The sequence below is a fragment of the Spirabiliibacterium falconis genome, from assembly GCF_014885015.1.
GTDB lineage: Bacteria > Pseudomonadota > Gammaproteobacteria > Enterobacterales > Pasteurellaceae > Spirabiliibacterium > Spirabiliibacterium falconis.
On sequence record NZ_JABMIJ010000006.1, the window covers coordinates 193,526 to 212,168 of the forward strand.

Annotated in this window: 22 protein-coding genes; 17 read left to right on the top strand and 5 right to left on the bottom strand. The window is 40.6% G+C overall.

Annotated elements, in window-relative coordinates; all coding sequences use genetic code 11:
* Positions 1 to 12 precede the first annotated feature (12 nt).
* From HPC40_RS03510 to HPC40_RS03520, 3 genes are read left to right on the top strand one after another with little or no spacing between them, the layout of a single operon-like run.
* Positions 13 to 498 (top strand): CvpA family protein, encoded by a 486-nt coding sequence (locus HPC40_RS03510; protein WP_208118100.1) that lies wholly within the window; start codon positions 13 to 15, stop codon positions 496 to 498.
* 10 nt (positions 499 to 508) lie between these two features.
* Complete coding sequence (purF, locus tag HPC40_RS03515) at positions 509 to 2,023, top strand: amidophosphoribosyltransferase (RefSeq protein ID WP_208118101.1); 1,515 nt, start codon at positions 509 to 511, stop codon at positions 2,021 to 2,023.
* Positions 2,023 to 2,595 carry a UbiX family flavin prenyltransferase gene (locus HPC40_RS03520; protein ID WP_208118102.1) on the top strand — a complete coding sequence of 191 codons (573 nt, stop codon included), beginning with the start codon at positions 2,023 to 2,025 and terminating at the stop codon, positions 2,593 to 2,595. The genes purF and HPC40_RS03520 overlap by 1 nt, the downstream gene beginning before the upstream one ends.
* Positions 2,596 to 2,625: 30 nt before the next feature.
* Here HPC40_RS03520 and HPC40_RS03525 read toward each other — a convergent pair whose 3' ends face one another.
* Positions 2,626 to 3,354, bottom strand: a complete 729-nt coding sequence (locus HPC40_RS03525) for a molybdopterin-synthase adenylyltransferase MoeB (RefSeq protein WP_208118103.1) — start codon at positions 3,352 to 3,354, stop codon at positions 2,626 to 2,628.
* Complete coding sequence (moeA, locus tag HPC40_RS03530; RefSeq protein ID WP_208118104.1) at positions 3,354 to 4,580, bottom strand: molybdopterin molybdotransferase MoeA; 1,227 nt, start codon at positions 4,578 to 4,580, stop codon at positions 3,354 to 3,356. The genes HPC40_RS03525 and moeA overlap by 1 nt, the downstream gene beginning before the upstream one ends.
* Positions 4,581 to 4,716: 136 nt before the next feature.
* Between moeA and folE the strand changes: the two genes are divergently transcribed.
* The gene (folE, locus tag HPC40_RS03535) at positions 4,717 to 5,373 is read left to right on the top strand and encodes a GTP cyclohydrolase I FolE (protein WP_208118105.1); all 657 of its coding nucleotides are present in this window, start codon (positions 4,717 to 4,719) and stop codon (positions 5,371 to 5,373) included.
* Between the two features lie 60 nt (positions 5,374 to 5,433).
* Here the strand turns inward: folE and argS are convergent, their stop codons facing one another.
* Positions 5,434 to 7,164, bottom strand: a complete 1,731-nt coding sequence (argS, locus tag HPC40_RS03540) for an arginine--tRNA ligase (protein ID WP_208118106.1) — start codon at positions 7,162 to 7,164, stop codon at positions 5,434 to 5,436.
* Between the two features lie 87 nt (positions 7,165 to 7,251).
* Here argS and HPC40_RS03545 point away from each other — a divergent pair, with 87 nt between their 5' ends.
* Positions 7,252 to 7,827, top strand: a complete 576-nt coding sequence (locus tag HPC40_RS03545) for a VOC family protein (RefSeq protein WP_208118107.1) — start codon at positions 7,252 to 7,254, stop codon at positions 7,825 to 7,827.
* 28 nt (positions 7,828 to 7,855) lie between these two features.
* Positions 7,856 to 8,317, top strand: coding sequence for an outer membrane lipoprotein (locus HPC40_RS03550; protein ID WP_208118108.1), 462 nt, complete (start codon positions 7,856 to 7,858; stop codon positions 8,315 to 8,317).
* A gap of 54 nt (positions 8,318 to 8,371) precedes the next feature.
* Here HPC40_RS03550 and HPC40_RS03555 read toward each other — a convergent pair whose 3' ends face one another.
* Complete coding sequence (locus HPC40_RS03555) at positions 8,372 to 8,983, bottom strand: DedA family protein (protein ID WP_208118306.1); 612 nt, start codon at positions 8,981 to 8,983, stop codon at positions 8,372 to 8,374.
* Between the two features lie 249 nt (positions 8,984 to 9,232).
* Here HPC40_RS03555 and rplY point away from each other — a divergent pair, with 249 nt between their 5' ends.
* The 11 genes from rplY to ftnA (HPC40_RS03610) all read left to right on the top strand — a co-directional run bounded on the left by rplY (position 9,233) and on the right by ftnA (HPC40_RS03610) (position 18,447).
* Positions 9,233 to 9,520, top strand: a complete 288-nt coding sequence (gene rplY, locus HPC40_RS03560; protein WP_208118307.1) for a 50S ribosomal protein L25 — start codon at positions 9,233 to 9,235, stop codon at positions 9,518 to 9,520.
* Between the two features lie 75 nt (positions 9,521 to 9,595).
* Complete coding sequence (gene truA, locus HPC40_RS03565) at positions 9,596 to 10,381, top strand: tRNA pseudouridine(38-40) synthase TruA (protein WP_208118109.1); 786 nt, start codon at positions 9,596 to 9,598, stop codon at positions 10,379 to 10,381.
* 90 nt (positions 10,382 to 10,471) lie between these two features.
* On the top strand, positions 10,472 to 11,392 hold the full coding sequence (gene accD, locus HPC40_RS03570) for an acetyl-CoA carboxylase, carboxyltransferase subunit beta (protein WP_208118110.1): 921 nt from the start codon (positions 10,472 to 10,474) through the stop codon (positions 11,390 to 11,392).
* A complete protein-coding gene (folC, locus tag HPC40_RS03575; RefSeq protein ID WP_208118111.1) occupies positions 11,392 to 12,711 on the top strand; it encodes a bifunctional tetrahydrofolate synthase/dihydrofolate synthase in 1,320 nt (439 codons plus the stop codon). Before accD ends, folC begins: the two co-directional genes overlap by 1 nt.
* A gap of 58 nt (positions 12,712 to 12,769) precedes the next feature.
* Positions 12,770 to 13,321, top strand: a complete 552-nt coding sequence (locus HPC40_RS03580) for a cell division protein ZapC domain-containing protein (protein WP_208118112.1) — start codon at positions 12,770 to 12,772, stop codon at positions 13,319 to 13,321.
* Between the two features lies 1 nt (position 13,322).
* Positions 13,323 to 14,156, top strand: a complete 834-nt coding sequence (gene rnm, locus HPC40_RS03585; protein WP_208118113.1) for an RNase RNM — start codon at positions 13,323 to 13,325, stop codon at positions 14,154 to 14,156.
* Between the two features lie 71 nt (positions 14,157 to 14,227).
* Positions 14,228 to 14,845: an L-threonylcarbamoyladenylate synthase gene (locus HPC40_RS03590; protein ID WP_208118114.1), complete on the top strand. Its 618-nt coding sequence runs from the start codon at positions 14,228 to 14,230 to the stop codon at positions 14,843 to 14,845.
* A 29-nt stretch (positions 14,846 to 14,874) separates the two neighbouring features.
* Positions 14,875 to 15,756, top strand: coding sequence for a 23S rRNA pseudouridine(2605) synthase RluB (gene rluB / locus HPC40_RS03595; protein ID WP_208118115.1), 882 nt, complete (start codon positions 14,875 to 14,877; stop codon positions 15,754 to 15,756).
* A gap of 5 nt (positions 15,757 to 15,761) precedes the next feature.
* Positions 15,762 to 16,730, top strand: a complete 969-nt coding sequence (cysB, locus tag HPC40_RS03600; protein ID WP_208118116.1) for an HTH-type transcriptional regulator CysB — start codon at positions 15,762 to 15,764, stop codon at positions 16,728 to 16,730.
* 711 nt (positions 16,731 to 17,441) lie between these two features.
* Positions 17,442 to 17,927 (top strand): non-heme ferritin, encoded by a 486-nt coding sequence (gene ftnA / locus HPC40_RS03605; RefSeq protein ID WP_208118117.1) that lies wholly within the window; start codon positions 17,442 to 17,444, stop codon positions 17,925 to 17,927.
* A 10-nt stretch (positions 17,928 to 17,937) separates the two neighbouring features.
* Positions 17,938 to 18,447, top strand: coding sequence for a non-heme ferritin (gene ftnA, locus HPC40_RS03610; protein ID WP_208118118.1), 510 nt, complete (start codon positions 17,938 to 17,940; stop codon positions 18,445 to 18,447).
* A 45-nt stretch (positions 18,448 to 18,492) separates the two neighbouring features.
* Here the strand turns inward: ftnA (HPC40_RS03610) and HPC40_RS03615 are convergent, their stop codons facing one another.
* Complete coding sequence (locus tag HPC40_RS03615; RefSeq protein WP_208118119.1) at positions 18,493 to 18,636, bottom strand: hypothetical protein; 144 nt, start codon at positions 18,634 to 18,636, stop codon at positions 18,493 to 18,495.
* Positions 18,637 to 18,643 lie beyond the last annotated feature (7 nt).

Consider the following 18,643-nt stretch of genomic DNA (forward strand, 5'->3'; position numbering starts at 1 on the left):
GCCTAAAAATGTATGATTGATTATCTGATTATCGGTATTATTGTTTTTTCCTTAATTGTGAGCTTGTTACGTGGTTTTGTACGGGAAGCTATCTCACTGGCAAGCTGGGTTTTCGCTTTTTTTATTGCCAGTCGATTTTATCCCTACTTAGCAGGCTATTTCACCCAAATTGACTCTGAAAATATTCGGATTGGTGTGGCAATCGCAATTTTATTTATTTTAAGTCTGATTGTCGGGGCGATTGTGAACTATATTTTAGGGCAGTTAGTGGAAAAAACAGGGCTAAGTGGCACGGATAGGGTACTTGGTGCGTGTTTTGGCGTGTTGCGGGGCGTTTTGATCGTGGCGGCCTTGTTATTTTGTATGGATACGTTCACCAATTTAAATCAAACAGAGTGGTGGCAAAATTCAAAATTGATACCGCACTTTGGGTTTGTAGTGGATTGGTTTTTTCAACAGATTCAACAAAACTCCTCTTTTTTAACTCCGAAATTGTAAGGGCGAAATTATGTGTGGCATTATTGGGATTATCGGCAAAACACCTGTCAATCAAGCCTTGTATGACGCATTAACGGTGTTACAACACCGAGGACAAGATGCTGCTGGAATTATGACTATTGATAGTGAAAGCCGCTTTCGGCTACGTAAAGCCAATGGTCTCGTCAGTGATGTGTTTCGTCAAGAACACATGGAGAGGCTACAAGGTAGCGTTGGTGTAGGGCATGTAAGGTATCCTACAGCGGGGAGTTCCAGTGTTTCTGAAGCGCAACCGTTTTATGTCAACTCACCATATGGCATAACGTTAGTGCATAACGGGAATTTAACCAATTCGCACCAGTTGAAAGATAAATTGTTTAAATTAGCTCGTCGCCATGTGAATACCAATTCTGATTCTGAAGCTCTGTTAAATATCCTTGCCTATCACCTTGATCAAAGCCCACATAATCATTTAACGCCCGACGATATTTTTGCGGCTGTAACGCAAACTCATCATGATATTAAAGGGGCTTATGCCTGTGTAGCGATGATCATCGGCTTTGGTATGATTGCGTTTCGTGATCCACATGGCATTCGCCCGCTTGTACTGGGTAAACGTACATTAGATAATGGCAGTATCGAGTACGCTTTTGCATCGGAAAGCGTAGCATTGGATATTATCGGTTTTGAGTTTGTCCGTGATGTTGCCCCAGGTGAGGCGATTTATGTTGATTTCAACGGTGCATTTTACTCACATCAATGTTCCCCTTGCCCTGATTTATGCCCTTGTATTTTTGAATACGTTTATTTTGCACGTCCCGATTCCTATATTGATGGTGTATCCGTTTATGCAGCGCGTGTTCATATGGGGGAAGCCTTAGGACGTAAAATTGCTAGAGAATGGGCTGCACATGATATTGATGTCGTTATTCCCATCCCTGAAACGTCTAATGATATTGCCTTGCGAATTGCTAAAGAGCTTAATGTGCCGTACCGTCAAGGATTTGTGAAAAATCGCTATGTTGGACGCACATTTATCATGCCCGGGCAAAAGCAACGCCGTCATTCTGTGAGACGTAAACTGAATACCATTTCGTCCGAATTTAAAGGTAAAAACGTGCTACTTGTTGATGATTCTATTGTGCGAGGCACAACGTCAGAGCAGATAGTGGAAATGGTTCGTCAAGCAGGGGCGAAAAAGATCTACCTAGCATCCGCAGCGCCTGAGGTACGCCACCCAAATGTGTATGGCATTGATATGCCATCAGTCAATGAACTGATTGCCTATAATCGTAGCGTTGATGAAATTGCAAAAGCAATTGGGGTAGACGGCTTAATTTTCCAAGATTTAGATGATTTAGAAAATGCTATTCGTAAAGAAAACCCACGTATTACGCATTTTGACAGCTCTGTTTTTACAGGACATTATATAACAGGTGATGTAACGGATGCGTATCTTGCTCAAGTTGAAGCGATGCGTAATGATAAAGCAAAGCGTCGTCAAGAGCGAGATGAAACTAACTTAGAAATGCACAACGAAGCATGATGAAACCACAGCGACTAATTATTGCAATCACAGGGGCATCGGGGGCAATTTATGCCATTCGTTTATTACAAGTGTTAGCCCAAACAGAGATTGAAACACACCTCATTATCAGCCATGCTGCACGCCAAACGATTAGTTTGGAAACTGATTATACGATCAATGATGTGAAAGCACTTGCTCATCAGATATATGATAATCGCGATATTGGAGCTGCCATTTCATCGGGCTCATACCGCACTTTAGGCATGCTTGTTGTGCCGTGTTCAATTAAGACGCTGTCGGCGATTGCAAATAGCTATAGCGATGATCTCATCTCTCGTGCGGCAGATGTGTGCCTTAAAGAGCGTAAGCCCGTACATTTATGTCTACGTGAAACGCCATTACATTTAGGACATCTACGACTGATGTTACAAGCGGCAGAAATTGGGGCTACGATCACACCATTAATGCCTGCATTTTATCATAAACCACACTGTATTGATGATATTATCAATCAATCGGTTAATCGTTTATGTGATCAATTTGATATTGACTTGCCACAAGACTTATTTGAGCGTTGGCAGGGGATTTAAAAAATAAAGTGCGGTCAACAAACCGCACTTTTATTTATAAGGTATCTTAATCGTATTAAATTGCATTCTTAAACCATCAATGAGTAAGAGTTTTCCTATTAATGGCTCGCCGATATTAAGCAGTAATTTAAGCGTTTCCATGGCTTGAATAGTCCCTACTATGCCAACAATCGGGGAGAGAACGCCTGCTTCCACACAAGAAAGCGTATTTTCACCAAATAGCTGGCTAATACAGCGATAATTTGGCGTGTTCGGTTGATACGTGAACACAGAGACTTGCCCTTCCATACGAATGGCCGCCCCAAATACGAGCGGTGTTTGCTGCTGTTGGCAAAGTATATCTAAGCGATTACGTGTTGCCACATTATCCGAACAATCCACCACCACATTAACTTTAGTGACAACGTCACGAAAACGTTCATCATCCAAATCAGCATTGATGGTGTTAATGGTAATATGTGGATTTAAGGCACAAAGTGCGGTCTTAGCTGAATCCACTTTAGGCTGATCAAGACGTTGCTCTGTATGCAGAACTTGACGCTGTAAATTAGATAAACTTACCGTATCAAAATCAATGAGCGTGAGCGTACCGACACCGCTACTTGCAAGATATTGCGCTGCCGCACAGCCTAAACCGCCCATGCCAATTATTGCAACATGAGCGTGTTTTAATCGTTCTTGTCCATCAAAATCAATTTGAGGCAGTACAATTTGGCGGTTATAGCGTAACACCTCGTGGTCAGATAAAATATCAGTCATTATTGTAATACATCGCTAAACGGTTCTATCATCACATATTCGCCAGTGCCAACATTGCCACGCTCACGTTCAAGCACAATCAAGCAATTACTTTGGACAAAAGAGCTAAACATGTGCGAGCCTTGAAATCCGACAGGGCGAACCTCAAGTTGTCCTTGTGCGTTGAGCTGATAATGCCCACGTTGGAAATCTAAACGACCAGGTGATTTCTTCATCGGCTCACTGGCAATTGCAGGCAACTGTGGTGGCAATTGCCACTGGCTAAAGCCAGTTAAACGGGCGAGAACAGGTTGAACTAACTGATAAAACGTGACTAATGCGGAAACAGGGTTACCTGGCAATCCACAAAACCACGCATGGTCAAGTTTACCAAAAGCAAAGGGTTTACCCGGTTTAATAGCCAATTTCCAAAAGTTAATTTCCCCCAGTTGCTCTAGCACCTCTTTGGTAAAATCGGCTTCCCCAACAGAAACGCCACCACTGGTAATGACAAGATCGGCTTCTTGCTGCGCTTGTGAAAATGTCTGCGCAAACCGCACTTTATCATCGGGTAAAATACCGTAATCTAAAATCTCACAAGGCCACTTTTCTAATAATAAACGAACGGTAAAGCGATTAGTGTCGTAAATTTGTCCATTTTGCAGCGGCGTACCCACGCTAACAAGCTCGTCTCCCGTTGAAATAAGGGCGACTTTAATTTTGCGATACACTAACACCGTTTCTAATCCAAGCGACGCAAGCAAAGGCAGTGAAAGTGCGGTGAGTTTTGAACCTTTTTTTAAAACCACTTCACCTTGTTTAACGTCATCACCTGCACGTCGAATATTTTGTCCACGTTTAACCTCACCGTTAAACCGCACTTTACCATTATCAAGCAGCTCGGCATTTTCTTGCATAATGACGGCCTCGCACCCTTCAGGCACAACGGCTCCCGTCATAATACGCACGGCACTACCGTTTTCCCACGCCCCCTGGAATGGCGAACCTGCAAAACTCTTGCCTGCGATATGCAGGGGCTGAGCATCGAGATCGCTTAAACGCACAGCATAGCCATCCATAGCAGAGTTATCAAATCCCGGCACATTTAATGGCGAAATAATATCTTCCGCACAAATACGATTATATGCCGCATTCAAACTCACACGCTCAGTTTGATGCTCGGAAGGATAGGGTAGCGACAGAGTCAGTTTCGCCAAGGCATCTTGAAGAGAAAGTAATTGGTTCATAGCATTCCTTGAATTAAAATTTAGTATATTTTAACAAGAATTCAGAATTTTTCAGTTAATTTCGTAGAAATCTTGTTGTATTTTTAATTAATCTGTTAAAATAATCGCCTTGTTTTTTGAGAGATGTTATACCGCAATGAGTAAAATTTCAGCTGAGGCCCAGCAAGTTCAAGCGGCATTGCTTGCTAAGGGAATTGAAACGCCAATGAAAGTATTGGATTTATCCTTAGATCAACGCCGTGAGAAAATTGAGCAACATATGAAAAGTGTGTTGGAATTAATTGGGCTTGATTTGAATGATGACAGTATTGAGCAAACGCCTGCACGTTTAGCCAAAATGTACCTTGATGAAATTTTTACAGGTATGGACTATGCTAATTTTCCCAAAATCACTACGATTCGCAATCGAATGCAGGTTAGTGAAATGGTGTTGGTCAATGATGTAACGCTAACCAGCACTTGTGAGCATCATTTTGTCACTATTGATGGTAAAGTGTCTGTGGCATATTACCCGAAAGAGTGGGTGATTGGCTTGTCGAAAATTAACCGAGTGGTGGCATTTCTAGCCCAACGCCCGCAAGTACAAGAACGTTTGACGGAACAAATTCTCACCGCACTTCAGACTATTTTGCAAACGGATGATGTTGCCGTTTATGTTAAAGCAACGCATTTTTGTGTGAAATGTCGAGGAATTAAAGACAGTAATAGTTACACTGTCACATCAGCGTTCGGTGGTGTATTCTTAAAAGATCGTGAAACCCGTAAAGAGTTTTTAAGTTTAATTGAACGATAAAAGCAGTGTTTTTAACACTGCTTTTGACAGACCGCACTTTGAGTAAAGTGCGGTTTTTTATTACATTTTATTCACTACATTGATGCCTAAGAGCTCCAGCCCTTGTTTTAAGGTTCGTTGCGTTAAAGCAGCAAGTTTTAAACGGCTTATTTTGACCTCTTCTTCTGGGCAATTCAAAATCGGACAATGCTCATAAAATTGTGAGAATATACCCGCTAATTCATACAGATAACTACATAAGACATGCGGTGTCCCCTCTTTTGCGACAACATGAATAGCTTCTTCAAATTGTAATAATTTGAGCAATAATGCACGCTCTTTATCGTCATTGATGACTAATTCACCCTCAAGTTCAGTCGGGTTAATGCCACTTTTCGTGAAAATAGAATGAATTCGGGTATAAGCATATTGCATATAAGGGGCTGTATTACCTTCAAAAGAGAGCATATTATCCCAATCAAACACATAATCTGTGGTACGATTTTTAGATAAATCAGCATATTTTACTGCGCCAATACCAACGGCGTGAATAACGTCATCTAGCTCGGTGGCAGAAAGTGCGGTATTTTTCTCACGAATTAATTTTCCAGCACGTTCAATGGCTTCATCAAGCAAATCATTGAGTTTGACGGTTTCGCCAGAACGTGTTTTAAATGGTTTGTTATCTTTGCCCAACATCATACCAAAATTGATGTGTTCAAGTTGCATCTCATCAGGTACATAACCCGCTTTACGCACAATTGTCCATGCTTGTTGTAAGTGCTGGCTTTGGCGGGTATCTGTAAAATAAAGTGCACGGTTAGCATGTAATGTTTCCCAGCGATATTTCGCAGCCGCGATATCGGTTGTCGTGTAAAGAAAACCACCATCACGCTTTTGAATAATAACCCCCATAGGTTCGCCATCTTTATTTTTGAATTCAGATAAAAAAACGACCACTGCACCTTGATCATCAACGGCAATACCTTTGGCTTTTAAATCCGCCACAATAGTGGGCAACATAGGGTTATAAAGGCTTTCACCCATAATATTATCATTGCTCAACGTCACATTTAACCGATCATAAGTACGTTGATTTTGCTCCATGGTAATATCAACGAGTTTACGCCACATCGCTAAGCAATAACTATCGCCACCTTGCAATTTAACAACATATTGACGCGCCTTTTCAGCAAAGGCTTCGTCATTATCATAATGCGCTTTTGCTGCACGATAAAAAGCTTCTAAATCACTTAATGCGAGATCATCTGCGTTTTCATTTTGCATTTTTTCAAGGTAAGCAATGAGCATGCCAAATTGCGTCCCCCAATCGCCTACGTGGTTAGCACGAATAACGTGATGTCCAAGAAATTCCAATACACGCACCACCGCATCACCAATAATCGTAGAGCGTAAATGCCCCACATGCATCTGCTTTGCCACATTAGGTGCAGAGTAGTCCGCAACGATGATCTGTGGTTTTTCAACATCATGGATTAATTTTGCTTGTGAGAGTCGTTTATGACCTTGTTGTGCAAGCCAAGTGCGGTTGAGTGTAATGTTGATAAAGCCTGGCCCCGCTATTTCACACCGTTCAATCATCTCACCACCATCAAGTACATCCAGCACACGCTGGGCAAGCTCTCTTGGTGCGATCCCTGCCTTTTTGGCCGCAGCCATAATGCCATTAGCTTGATAATCTCCAAATTGCGGTTTTCCAGATTGTCGCACTAACGCATCACACTGTTCGTCAGCACCTGCTTTACGCATCGCTTGTGTGATTTTTTGCGACAAAGTTGTTTGAATATTCACTCGTTATCCTTGTTTAATAAACTTATAGCGTAATAAATTTTGCTATGATACCTTGATATGCGTTGAGAGAAAAGAGAGATTGAAAAAATGTCTAAACCGCACTTTATACATGAACAGCTTCCCAATCTTGCGGCACAACTGCCGAGCTTTGAGCGCAATATTTTAGAATTGGCGAGCTTAATTGGGATTAACCTGTCTGACTATCATATTGATCATATTGCACTGCGAGTTAATGATAACACGCAAGGCACCCAGTGGTTATCCGTATTGGCGGAACATGGCAACATCATCAGTGATAATATAATTAATGGTCGCCCTATTTATTTAGTCGAGTTGCATTTTCCTTTACATTTATTTTCACAATCAATCAGGATAGTCGAATTACCTATGCCGAAAAAAATGTATCCATTTGAAGGCTGGGAGCATATTGAAGTTGTCGTACCTTTAAAAGAAGGAGAGAGCCCACAACAGTGGTGCGAACGAATGTTGACGAAATTTCATTTACGCACCAATACCGCACTTTCACTAAAAATTGATCGTCCTCAAGGGCGTGGCGAACAGGTGGATAACACCACCATTGCAATTACAAAACCTGACAAAAAAGAAAATAAATGTTGTATTAAACTGCATTCACACTCTATAATTGAGGTGATTAATAATTAGTCCAATATGATTTAATAAGGATAATGTAATGAAAAAATCTGTTTTAATCGCATCTCTATTCATTGGTTTAGCAACCGTAGGTTGTGCGAATAAAGATATTTATCGTGGTGATGTTTATACGGGCGATCAAACCAAAGAAGCACGCTCAATTAGCTACGGAACGATTGTGTCCACTAAACCTGTAACCATTCAAGCACCAAATCAAGGCGTGATTGGTACCGTAGGCGGTGGCGCATTAGGTGGCATTTTAGGCTCTGGTGTAGGCGGTGGAACTGGTAATGCCATTGCAACAGCGGTAGGTGCAATTGCGGGGGTCGTGATTGGTAACACTGTGGAGCAAAAAGCTAGCCAAACAAATGGCGTACAGATGGTTATTCGCAAAGACGATGGTAAAGAAATTGTGGTCGTGCAAAAGGCTGATGCACGTTTAGTACCAGGTGCTCGCGTTCAAATCATTGGAGGCGCATCACTTAACGTTATGCCACTTTAAGGTAGATTTAATATAAAAAGTGCGGTTATTACCGCACTTTTTGTTTTTTTATTCTTATTCTTGTTCTTGCTTCATTCGACGTTTGCGTTTGACGTATGTAAAAAGGACAAAGAGTAAAATAAGTCCAAGAATCGCATAGATACCCATTTGCCCATGGCGCATTTGCGCTTTGATCCAATCAAGATTTTCTGCGCCATGATGACCAAGATACACCCAAACTGGCACAGAGATAATCGCGGCACAAAAGTCAATTAAAATAAAACGGATAAAGCCAACTCGACGCGTTACTCCTGAAATAATATAGACTGGCGTACGTAGCCCTGGTAAGAAGCGTGCAATAAATAATAAACGATTGCCATAACGGTCAAATTTACTTTTTACCATTTGTAAGCGTTTAAAGGTAATAAAGCGTTTAATGAGGCGAAAACGTAAAATTTTTACGCCATAAAATCGCCCTAACATATACATTAATAAATCACCTAATAACACCCCTAACATACCGACGGCAACCATCCAGTGCGGGTTAGCATAACCTAGTCCTGAAATAATGCCGCCAGATACTAACGTGATGTCTTCTGGAATGGGGACGCCAAGCCCACAAAGCATTAATACTGCAAATACCGCAAAATAGCCATAATTGGTAAAAAAATCGATAAAGAATTGCACGTTTAACCCAATAATTTTAAGATGAAATACGCCGTATGCGTGAGATAAATCAATGTACTTATTGTGCCTTTTTTTTACACGAATTGCCATAGGCTAAATGCGAATAATCAAGCTTAAAGGCATTCATAAGAAATAATATTGCACTTTTACGGCAAACCTTGTAGAATATGCGCCCTTGAGAGTTACTCAAGCAAACATCGTTAAGTTGTAGGGTCGCCTATGACTTTCATTTCCGTTTAAAGAGAGAATATTATGTTTAAATTTAATGCACAAGTTCGTGAAGCGCAAGGTACGGGTGCGAGCCGCCGTCTGCGTCATCAAGGTCAAGTTCCTGCGATCGTTTATGGTGGCAGCGAAGCACCAGTTTCTATCGTGTTAAACCATGATGAAGTGAATAATGCCCAAGTGGATGATAAATTCTACAGTGAAAATATCACATTAGTTATTGATGGCAAGGATGTGGTTGTTAAAGTACAAGCAATGCAACGCCACCCATTCAAACCGAAATTATTACATCTTGATTTCAAACGCGTTTAATTTTACTGACGCAAAAAACACCAGCAATGAATTTGTTTGGTGTTTTTTTTCATCTTTATCATGTTGGAAAGCGCAATGAGAATAGCACTCGGCATTGAATATAATGGGGCGAATTATTTCGGCTGGCAGCGTCAACAACAGGTTGATAGCATTCAACAACGCCTTGAGTTGGCGTTATCAAAAGTCGCAAATGAAGACATTCATCTATTTTGCGCTGGGCGAACGGATTCTGGCGTGCATGCCACTGGGCAAGTTGTGCATTTTGACACACAATGTGAACGCCAACTACAAGCGTGGTATCTAGGCGTAAATGCCAATTTGCCATCCGATATTAAAGTGCGGTGGGCAAAAGAGGTTACAAGCGATTTTCATGCCCGCTTTAGTGCAACAGCACGACGTTATCGCTATATTATTTATAACAATCCATTACGCCCCGCTATTTTGGCTGATGGCTTAACCCACTACCATATCCCCCTAAACCACGAAAAAATGCACCAAGCAGGGCAGTCATTGCTTGGTGAACGGGATTTTAGCTCTTTTCGTGCCGCCCAATGCCAGTCACATACGCCTTGGCGATATGTGCATCATCTTATAGTTTATCGCATCGGGGAGTATGTGATTGTTGATATTAAAGCCAATGCGTTTGTACATCATATGGTACGCAATATTGTGGGTAGCTTGCTTGAAGTTGGAAATGGCAACCAGCCCGTAGAATGGTTATCATGGCTGCAAGCCCAATGTAACCGCACTTTAGCCCCCGCAACCGCTAAACCCAATGGTCTCTATTTAGTATCAGTTGATTATCCTGCCGAATTTATGCTACCACAAACGCCACTTGGTCCACTTTTTCTTCCCGATTAAGAAATTGTAATAAAACGGTTCAAAAGCGTGCGCAAATATGGTGTAATGAGCACATTAATCAGCATAGATATGATGAAAATAAGGTAACCTATGAGTTGGATTGAGCGAATTTTTAATAAAGGTTCAGTGAGTAGCACAACGCAAAAAGCGAATGTGCCTGAAGGGATTTGGACAAAGTGTACGAGCTGTGATCAAGTGCTTTATCGTGATGAAGTGGTGCGTAATTTAGAAGTGTGTCCAAAGTGCGGTCATCATATGCGTATTGATCCGCGTGTCCGTTTAGAAAAATTGCTAGATGAGGGATCAACTTCTGAAATTGGTGCAGACATTGAGCCTGAAGACATTTTAAAATTTAAAGATTTAAAAAAATATAAAGACCGCTTAAGCGCAGCACAAAAACAAACGGGCGAAAAAGATGCCTTGATCGTGATGAAAGGCACAATTTATGGTATGCCTGTCGTGACCGCGGCGTTTAACTTTAATTTTATGGGAGGCTCAATGGGCAGTGTGGTTGGTGGCAAATTTGTGAAAGCCGCAGAAACCGCACTTGAGCTTGGTTGCCCACTGATTTGTTTTTCTGCCAGTGGCGGAGCGCGTATGCAAGAAGCTCTGTTTTCATTAATGCAAATGGCAAAAACGAGTGCCATTTTAGCAAAACTAAAAGCTCGAGGTGTTCCTTATATTTCAGTGCTGACTGACCCGACGATGGGTGGTGTTTCCGCCAGTTTTGCTATGCTAGGGGATATTAATATTGCCGAACCAAAAGCCTTGATTGGTTTTGCAGGTCCTCGCGTAATTGAGCAAACAGTGCGTGAAAAATTACCCGAAGGATTTCAACGCAGTGAATTTTTGCTTGAAAAAGGGGCGATTGATATGATTGTTAATCGTAAAGAAATGCGCGAAAAATTAGCGAGCATAATTGCCAAACTTAGCGGACAACCGTCACCATTTGAGTCAAACGAGTCCAATTTCGCAAATGTCCAAGAAAATGGGGACAGCGAACAAGCATAATGAAACATTCACAACTTACAGCCACATCTCCACTTGAGATGTGGCTTTCCTATATAGAAAATGGCCATAGTAAAGCCATTGACATGGGGCTTACTCGTGTTAGTACTGTTGCAAATGAACTTGATTTATTACACCCAGCACCTTATGTAATTACCGTTGGTGGCACAAATGGCAAAGGTACAACTTGCCGTTTATTAGAACTGATTTTATTGAATGCCGGTTTCAATGTAGGGGTGTTTAGCTCACCGCATTTGATTGAATACAATGAGCGGGTTCGCATCAATAATGCGACATTACCTGACAGTGCCCACAGTGAAGCATTTGCATTTATCGATAGCCAAAAATCGCATTCTTTAAGCTATTTCGAATTTAGTACACTCGGTGCTCTCTATCTATTCAAACATGCCGCATTAGATGTGGTGATTTTGGAAGTGGGGCTTGGCGGGCGACTGGATGCAACCAATATTATTGATGCAGATGTGTGTGCTATTACTTCCATTGATATTGATCACGTTGACTATCTCGGCAATACGCGCGCCCAAATTGGATATGAAAAAGCGGGCATTATGCGTAAAGGGAAAAGTGCGGTGATCGGAGAGGCAGATATTCCAGCTTCAGTAATTGAATATGCCAAATCGTTACCCTGTCACTTATCATGTAATGGGGTAGAATGGCATTATCAAGTAAACAATAATTACTGGGCATGGCAAGGGAAAAAAGTGCGGTTTGAACAGCTGCCTCTGCCTGCAATACCAGTACAAAATGCAGCCACCGCACTGGCGGTGTGTGAACAATTACCTTGGGACATTACTGCGGATGTTATTCAAAAATCCTTACAGGAAATCACATTAACAGGGCGGTTTCAACGTTTAACACCTGTTCAGCTCTCACAGTTGTCCACCATATTAGGTCAAAGTAAAACCGATAAAATCTATCTTGATGTGGGGCATAATCCACATGCCGCGCGTTATCTTGCACAAAAAGTGCGGTCGCTTAAGCAGCACGATACACAGGTTTATGGGGTCTTTGCAATGCTCAGTGATAAGGATGCTTTACATGTTGCGCAGCCATTAAAATCGGTTATTGATTCGTGGTTTTGCTGCTCACTTGCTGGCACACGCGGGCAAAGTGCGGTTGCCTTAAAAGACAAAATCGCAAGTGAAATCAGCTCAGAGAAAATAACCTGTTTTGATGATGTGTTATCTGGTACTGCTTTTGCCATCGCACAGGCGAAAGCACAGGATATTATCTTAATTTTTGGTTCATTTCATACCGTAGCAGACATCATCGCACTTTTTTCGCTAAAAAAGCATAAATAGATCGCGAAAATACGCAAAAAAGCGTAATATTGAAGCATTAAAATATATATTAGGCGTTATGAACGGATTTTTTTATTGGGAATATAGCCCCGTAGCACACTGTTTGATGCTCTGCTCAGAAGATACTGGGCGGCGGATACGAACATCATTGCAAAAAGGAATGTTAAACCAAGCCGCATTTGGTGTAAATGACTGTGATATGGAAGATTTCCTGTTTTATAACGTGGTATATGATGTGTTAAAAGATCACGCCATGAGCGATGCCGACCGTGAGTTTATGACGTATTCTGCGATCGGGGCACGTCAATTTTTATTACCCATTCAACCAAAGAGTTGGTTTTTCACTGCACTAAATGGCATTGATATTTGTGATGAGGCTGAACCGAAATTGGTGCAAGCATTGCTCAAAGACAGCGATAAATGGGTGAATTTGTTATTGGTGCAAATCAGCGGTAATGTGGCAGATTGTCTATTACTTGACCGCACTTTAATTTTATCGGGGCTGAATTTAACGTTTGCTCAGCCATTACGTCTTTTCGCTAACCGTTTACGCCCAATGCCAACGCGAGAGGCTAAACCAAAATTGTCCTTAGTTCAACAGCGTGCATAATATGACTTTTTCTCAACACCATTATGATCTCCACTGCCATAGTAATGCCTCCGACGGTGTATTAACGCCGAGTGACATAGTGGCTCGAGCTGCTACTCAAGGCGTAAAGGTGCTTGCGTTATGTGATCACGACACTACACGTGGCGTTGCTGAGGCCCAATGTGCGGCAAAGAAACACAATATCACGCTAGTGAGTGGGGTTGAGCTATCGACATTGTGGCAAAATCGTGGAATTCATATTGTTGGACTGAATTTTGATCCAGCCCACAGTGCAATGACCGCACTTTTAGCACAGCAAGCACAATTACGGGAACAAAGAGCGATTCAAATCGGGGAAAAATTAGTAAAGTGCGGTCTGCCAGATGCGTATGAGAGTGCCAAACGCTTGGCTGGTGGTGAAGTAACGCGTGCACATTATGCTCGTTTACTGGTGCAAGCAGGTAAAGTAAAAAATGAAGCTCAAGCATTCAAACGTTATTTAGGGCAGGGAAAATCGGCGTATGTGAGTGCAAATTGGTGTGATATTCCACATGCGATTGATATTATACATCAGGCTGGCGGTTTAGCCGTGTGTGCTCACCCTTTGCGTTATCCGATGACGCGGAAATGGTTATTGCGTTTATTGAATGAGTTTAAAGCAGCTGGTGGTGATGCGGTTGAAGTGGCACACAGTGGACAATCGCCTGATCAGAGGCATAATCTTGCACAGATCACGCGTGAACTGGGGCTGTTGGCTTCTGCTGGCTCTGATTTTCACTTTCCATGTGGCTGGGTTGAATTGGGTAAAAATTTATGGTTACCAGAAAGTGTAACCCCTATTTGGACTCAGTTTTAACACATTTTTTACTAAATAAATCTTATTCTGTCGTGTATAATTGCCCTATTTAGAGCCAATTAAGTCAAATTATGAGTCAATTTTTTTATATCCATCCCGATAATCCTCAAGCGCGTCTGATTAAACAAGCGGTAGATATTGTGCGTAATGGCGGCGTGATCGTATATCCGACCGATTCAGGCTATGCCCTTGGTTGTGCATTAGGGGATAAGCATGCAATGGACAGAATTGTGACGATTCGCCAATTGCCACCGAATCATAATTTTACGTTAGTGTGTAGTGATTTATCTGAATTGTCGAACTATGCGGTGGTGGATAACGTAGCCTATCGTTTAATTAAGAATAATACACCTGGGCATTACACATTTATTTTAACTGCAACCAAAGAAGTGCCACGTCGGCTAATGACTAAGCGCAAAACGATTGGTTTACGGGTACCTGATAATACCATTGCCTTACATCTACTACGAGAACTGGGGGAACCCATTTTATCGTGTTCACTTATTATGCCTGGTGATGAAATCACGCAATTTGACCCAGAAGACATTCGTGATCGACTGGAGAAACACGTTGATTTGATTATTCACGGTGGTTATTTAGGTGAAAAACCAACCACAGTGATTGATTTAACTGATACTGCGCCAGTGATTGTGCGCATCGGTAATGGTGATACCACACCATTTGAATGACACCCGAGAGAGTGACATAAAGGATAACTATGCAAAATAAACATAATACGGTTGCAGGCGAAAAACTGCAAAAAATTCTGGCGCGAGCTGGTAAAGGATCACGTCGTGAAATTGAAGCCATGATTGCTCAACATCGCGTCAGTGTTGATGGAAAAATTGCCACACTTGGCGATCGTGTCGAGTTAAAAACGGACACCAAAATTCGCCTTGATGGACAACTGGTTAACGTTAAGCCTGAGCAAAAGCAAATTTGTCGAGTATTGATGTATTACAAACCAGAGGGGGAGTTGTGCACACGCAGAGACCCTGAAGGGCGTGCCACCGTATTTGAGCGTTTACCTAAATTACGTGGTGCACGTTGGATCGCGGTTGGAAGGTTAGACATTAACACATCTGGTTTGATGTTATTTACCACGGATGGAGAACTTGCGAACCGTTTAATGCACCCGAGCCGAGAAATTGAGCGTGAATATTCTGTGCGCATTTTTGGTGAGGTTACTGAAGCAATGCTGCAAGCTTTACGCAAAGGTGTACAACTAGAAGATGGGATGGCTGCATTTAAACGAATTCATGTACGTGGCGGGCAGGGGATTAATCAATGGTTTGATGTTACGCTTACAGAAGGGCGTAATCGTGAAGTTCGCCGCTTATGGGAATCACAAGGCGTGCAAGTAAGCCGCCTAATTCGTATTCGTTACGGCAACATTACTTTGACTAAACAATTACCTCGTGGCGGTTGGCAAGAAATGGGGCTTAACGATGTGAACTATCTGCGTGAACTAGTGTCGTTGCCATTAGAAACTGAATCAAAATTAGAGCAACATCAACCACAACGTCGCCTAAAAGCCGCTAAAATCCGTAAAGCCGTAAAACGATTTTCAGCTAATTCTAATACCAGACGACGCAAATAATTTACATGAAACTGCAACAATTACGTTATCTTGTTGAAATAGCAGAACAAAATTTAAATATTACTGATGCAGCCGAAGCACTTTATACTTCACAACCTGGCATCAGTAAGCAAGTGCGGTTATTGGAGCAAGAGCTGGGATTGGAAATTTTTGAGCGTAACGGCAAGCATATTAAACGTATGACCCCACAAGGCGAAAAAATTATCCAGATTGCACGTGAATTACTTGCCAAAGCAGATAATATCAAAGCGATCGCACAGGAATTTAATCGTCCTGAGCATGGTATTTTACGCATTGCAACCACCAATACCCAAGCACGCTATGTATTGCCTGAAGTCATTCAGCGATTTGTGAAGCGTTACCCTAATGTCAGTTTGCAAATTAATCAAGGTACGCCTGCACAGATGGCTGAGCAATTGGAATCGGGTAGTGTCGATTTAGCCATTATCACTGAATGGCACAATTTGTTTAACGATATGGTATTGCTTCCATGTTATCATTGGAATCGCTCTGTCATTGTCCCATCAGTTCATCCTTTAATTAATCAAGAACTTAGTATTGAAACATTAGGGCAGTATCCACTGGTAACCTATACCTTTGGTTTTATGGGGGCATCAGATCTTGCAAAAGCCTTCAATCATCATGGCATTATGCCGAATATTGTATTTACTGCAATCGATGCTGATGTACTGAAGACCTATGTCAGACTAGGCTTAGGAGTCGGCATTATTGCTTCGATGGCTCATACGGCCGCTGATCGTGATTTAATTGCATTAGATGCCTCTCATTTATTTAATTATAGTAGTACTCATATTGCATTTAAGCGTGGCACTTTTTTACGCCAATATATGTATGACTTTATCGAATTTTTCGCACCGCACTTAACAAAAAGTGCGGTTGAAAAAGCTGAAATGCTTAATAATAACCATGCAATCGATCAATTTTTTTCTCACATAGAACTTGCCCATCGGTAATTATTATTTATAAAAAATTGAAAAGTGCGGTTGAGATAACCGCACTTTTCATTTTATTTCTCGTATAGTTTTTATCTCATCATTTCCATTATAAATATCACCAAAATCAACTAACACTCACATCTTGACATAGCAATAACATGTTTATTTTTTATGTATAACTTGCATCGTAACATGTTTAAAAATGTGACTTGTCCTTATAATAAACGGCAAATCCATTGAAATCATTCTTGTGGATAAGTCTGTGATTTTATTGTATCGTAGTATCTACTTACCTTATCACTAATTGCGCATAATGTATATTATGTTAAATAATGTAATTACAATCGTCACGTTTATGGGTGGTGCACTTCTCTATTTTATTTTGAGGTGATAAATCTACAAAATATCAGGTTTGATTATGAAAAGATTATCAATAATAAGGCTGATACTAATTATGCATTTGCACCATAAGATTTGAAAAACGTATCGCTGTAAAATCTGAGTATGTAGTAAATGAAAATGCTATCAGATTTTAAAATTTGAGGTTTAACCGCACTTTCATTAATTCCTAAGTGAAATGATAATAGTTGCTATTTCTTTATTTTTTAACAACTTACAAACAACAATAGCTTGCTTTTGTATAAAAAGACGGTATGATTAAGAAATCGCTATTAAAAAATACATTTTAATAGTCCAAATCGAAATAATTACTATTAAAAGGATATCAATATGTTAAATTGTAAAATTATTGATAAATTAAACGAACAAATTAATTTAGAATTCTATTCTTCTAATCTTTATCTTCAAATGAGTGCGTGGTGTGCTCAAAAAGGATTTGAAGGTGCATCTGCTTTTTTATTAAAGCATGCTGATGAAGAAATGTTGCATATGCAAAAGCTCTTCCAATATTTGAATGACACGGGAAATATGCCAATTTTAGGTGCAATTGAAGCACCAAAAACGGATTTTTCCTCTTTAAAAGATGTGTTTGAATTGACGCTTGAGCATGAAAAATATATTACGAAAAAAATCAATGAATTAGTGGATGTTACGTTTGAATGTAACGATCAATCCAGTTTTCACTTCTTGCAATGGTATGTTGCAGAACAGCATGAAGAAGAAAAATTATTCGGCAGTATCATTGATAAATTCAATTTATTAGGTGATAGCGGTTTATCACTCTATTTTATTGATAAAGAATTAGCTGCACTGTAAGGAGAAAAGCATGTTATCACAAAACATTATTAATGATTTAAATGAACAATTAAATCTTGAATTTTACTCGTCTAATCTCTATTTGCAAATGAGTGCATGGTGTGAAAAACAAGGCTATCCTGGTGCTGCAAAATTTTTACTTGCTCACGCTGAAGAAGAAATGCAGCATATGCGCCGTTTGTTTACTTATCTCACAGAAACAGGCGCATTAGCCGTTATTGGTAAAATAGAAGCGCCTACCCATGAATTTGAATCGCTAAAACAAGTGTTTGAATTAACCTATGAACACGAAAAATTAGTAACCTCACAAATCAATGAATTAGTGGACATTACTTTTAGTGAGAAAGACTTCTCTTCGTTTAACTTCTTGCAATGGTATGTGGCTGAACAGCATGAAGAAGAAAAATTATTCATGTCTATTTTAGATAAATTTAATTTGGTCGGGACTGATGGACGTGGCCTTTATCATATTGATAATGAGCTTGGGAAATTGGCTGATGCAGAAGTAACACAAGCGTAACATTGTTACCCTGTCACAATAAAAGCTGCTATATTAGCAGCTTTTTTATTCACTCTGCTCTATTTGTATTTTTACCGGACTTTGCGGCTGTGAATGATGATAAGAGCGGTACAAAAAAGCACTAATAAGAATAATCAACGCAATAATAAGTTGAATAACGCGGGTTTTTGTTAATTTTTGTGCTGGCATTTTGTAT

What these genes read in the sequence shown, in the direction of transcription:
- HPC40_RS03510 (WP_208118100.1), top strand. Translation starts at nt 13, where the DNA reads ATGATTGATTATCTGATTATCGGTATTATTGTTTTTTCCTTAATTGTG.
- purF (WP_208118101.1), top strand. Translation starts at nt 509, where the DNA reads ATGTGTGGCATTATTGGGATTATCGGCAAAACACCTGTCAATCAAGCC.
- HPC40_RS03520 (WP_208118102.1), top strand. Translation starts at nt 2,023, where the DNA reads ATGAAACCACAGCGACTAATTATTGCAATCACAGGGGCATCGGGGGCA.
- HPC40_RS03525 (WP_208118103.1), bottom strand. Translation starts at nt 3,354, where the DNA reads ATGACTGATATTTTATCTGACCACGAGGTGTTACGCTATAACCGCCAA.
- moeA (WP_208118104.1), bottom strand. Translation starts at nt 4,580, where the DNA reads ATGAACCAATTACTTTCTCTTCAAGATGCCTTGGCGAAACTGACTCTG.
- folE (WP_208118105.1), top strand. Translation starts at nt 4,717, where the DNA reads ATGAGTAAAATTTCAGCTGAGGCCCAGCAAGTTCAAGCGGCATTGCTT.
- HPC40_RS03545 (WP_208118107.1), top strand. Translation starts at nt 7,252, where the DNA reads ATGTCTAAACCGCACTTTATACATGAACAGCTTCCCAATCTTGCGGCA.
- HPC40_RS03550 (WP_208118108.1), top strand. Translation starts at nt 7,856, where the DNA reads ATGAAAAAATCTGTTTTAATCGCATCTCTATTCATTGGTTTAGCAACC.
- truA (WP_208118109.1), top strand. Translation starts at nt 9,596, where the DNA reads ATGAGAATAGCACTCGGCATTGAATATAATGGGGCGAATTATTTCGGC.
- accD (WP_208118110.1), top strand. Translation starts at nt 10,472, where the DNA reads ATGAGTTGGATTGAGCGAATTTTTAATAAAGGTTCAGTGAGTAGCACA.
- folC (WP_208118111.1), top strand. Translation starts at nt 11,392, where the DNA reads ATGAAACATTCACAACTTACAGCCACATCTCCACTTGAGATGTGGCTT.
- HPC40_RS03580 (WP_208118112.1), top strand. Translation starts at nt 12,770, where the DNA reads ATGAACGGATTTTTTTATTGGGAATATAGCCCCGTAGCACACTGTTTG.
- rnm (WP_208118113.1), top strand. Translation starts at nt 13,323, where the DNA reads ATGACTTTTTCTCAACACCATTATGATCTCCACTGCCATAGTAATGCC.
- HPC40_RS03590 (WP_208118114.1), top strand. Translation starts at nt 14,228, where the DNA reads ATGAGTCAATTTTTTTATATCCATCCCGATAATCCTCAAGCGCGTCTG.
- rluB (WP_208118115.1), top strand. Translation starts at nt 14,875, where the DNA reads ATGCAAAATAAACATAATACGGTTGCAGGCGAAAAACTGCAAAAAATT.
- cysB (WP_208118116.1), top strand. Translation starts at nt 15,762, where the DNA reads ATGAAACTGCAACAATTACGTTATCTTGTTGAAATAGCAGAACAAAAT.
- ftnA (WP_208118117.1), top strand. Translation starts at nt 17,442, where the DNA reads ATGTTAAATTGTAAAATTATTGATAAATTAAACGAACAAATTAATTTA.
- ftnA (WP_208118118.1), top strand. Translation starts at nt 17,938, where the DNA reads ATGTTATCACAAAACATTATTAATGATTTAAATGAACAATTAAATCTT.
- HPC40_RS03615 (WP_208118119.1), bottom strand. Translation starts at nt 18,636, where the DNA reads ATGCCAGCACAAAAATTAACAAAAACCCGCGTTATTCAACTTATTATT.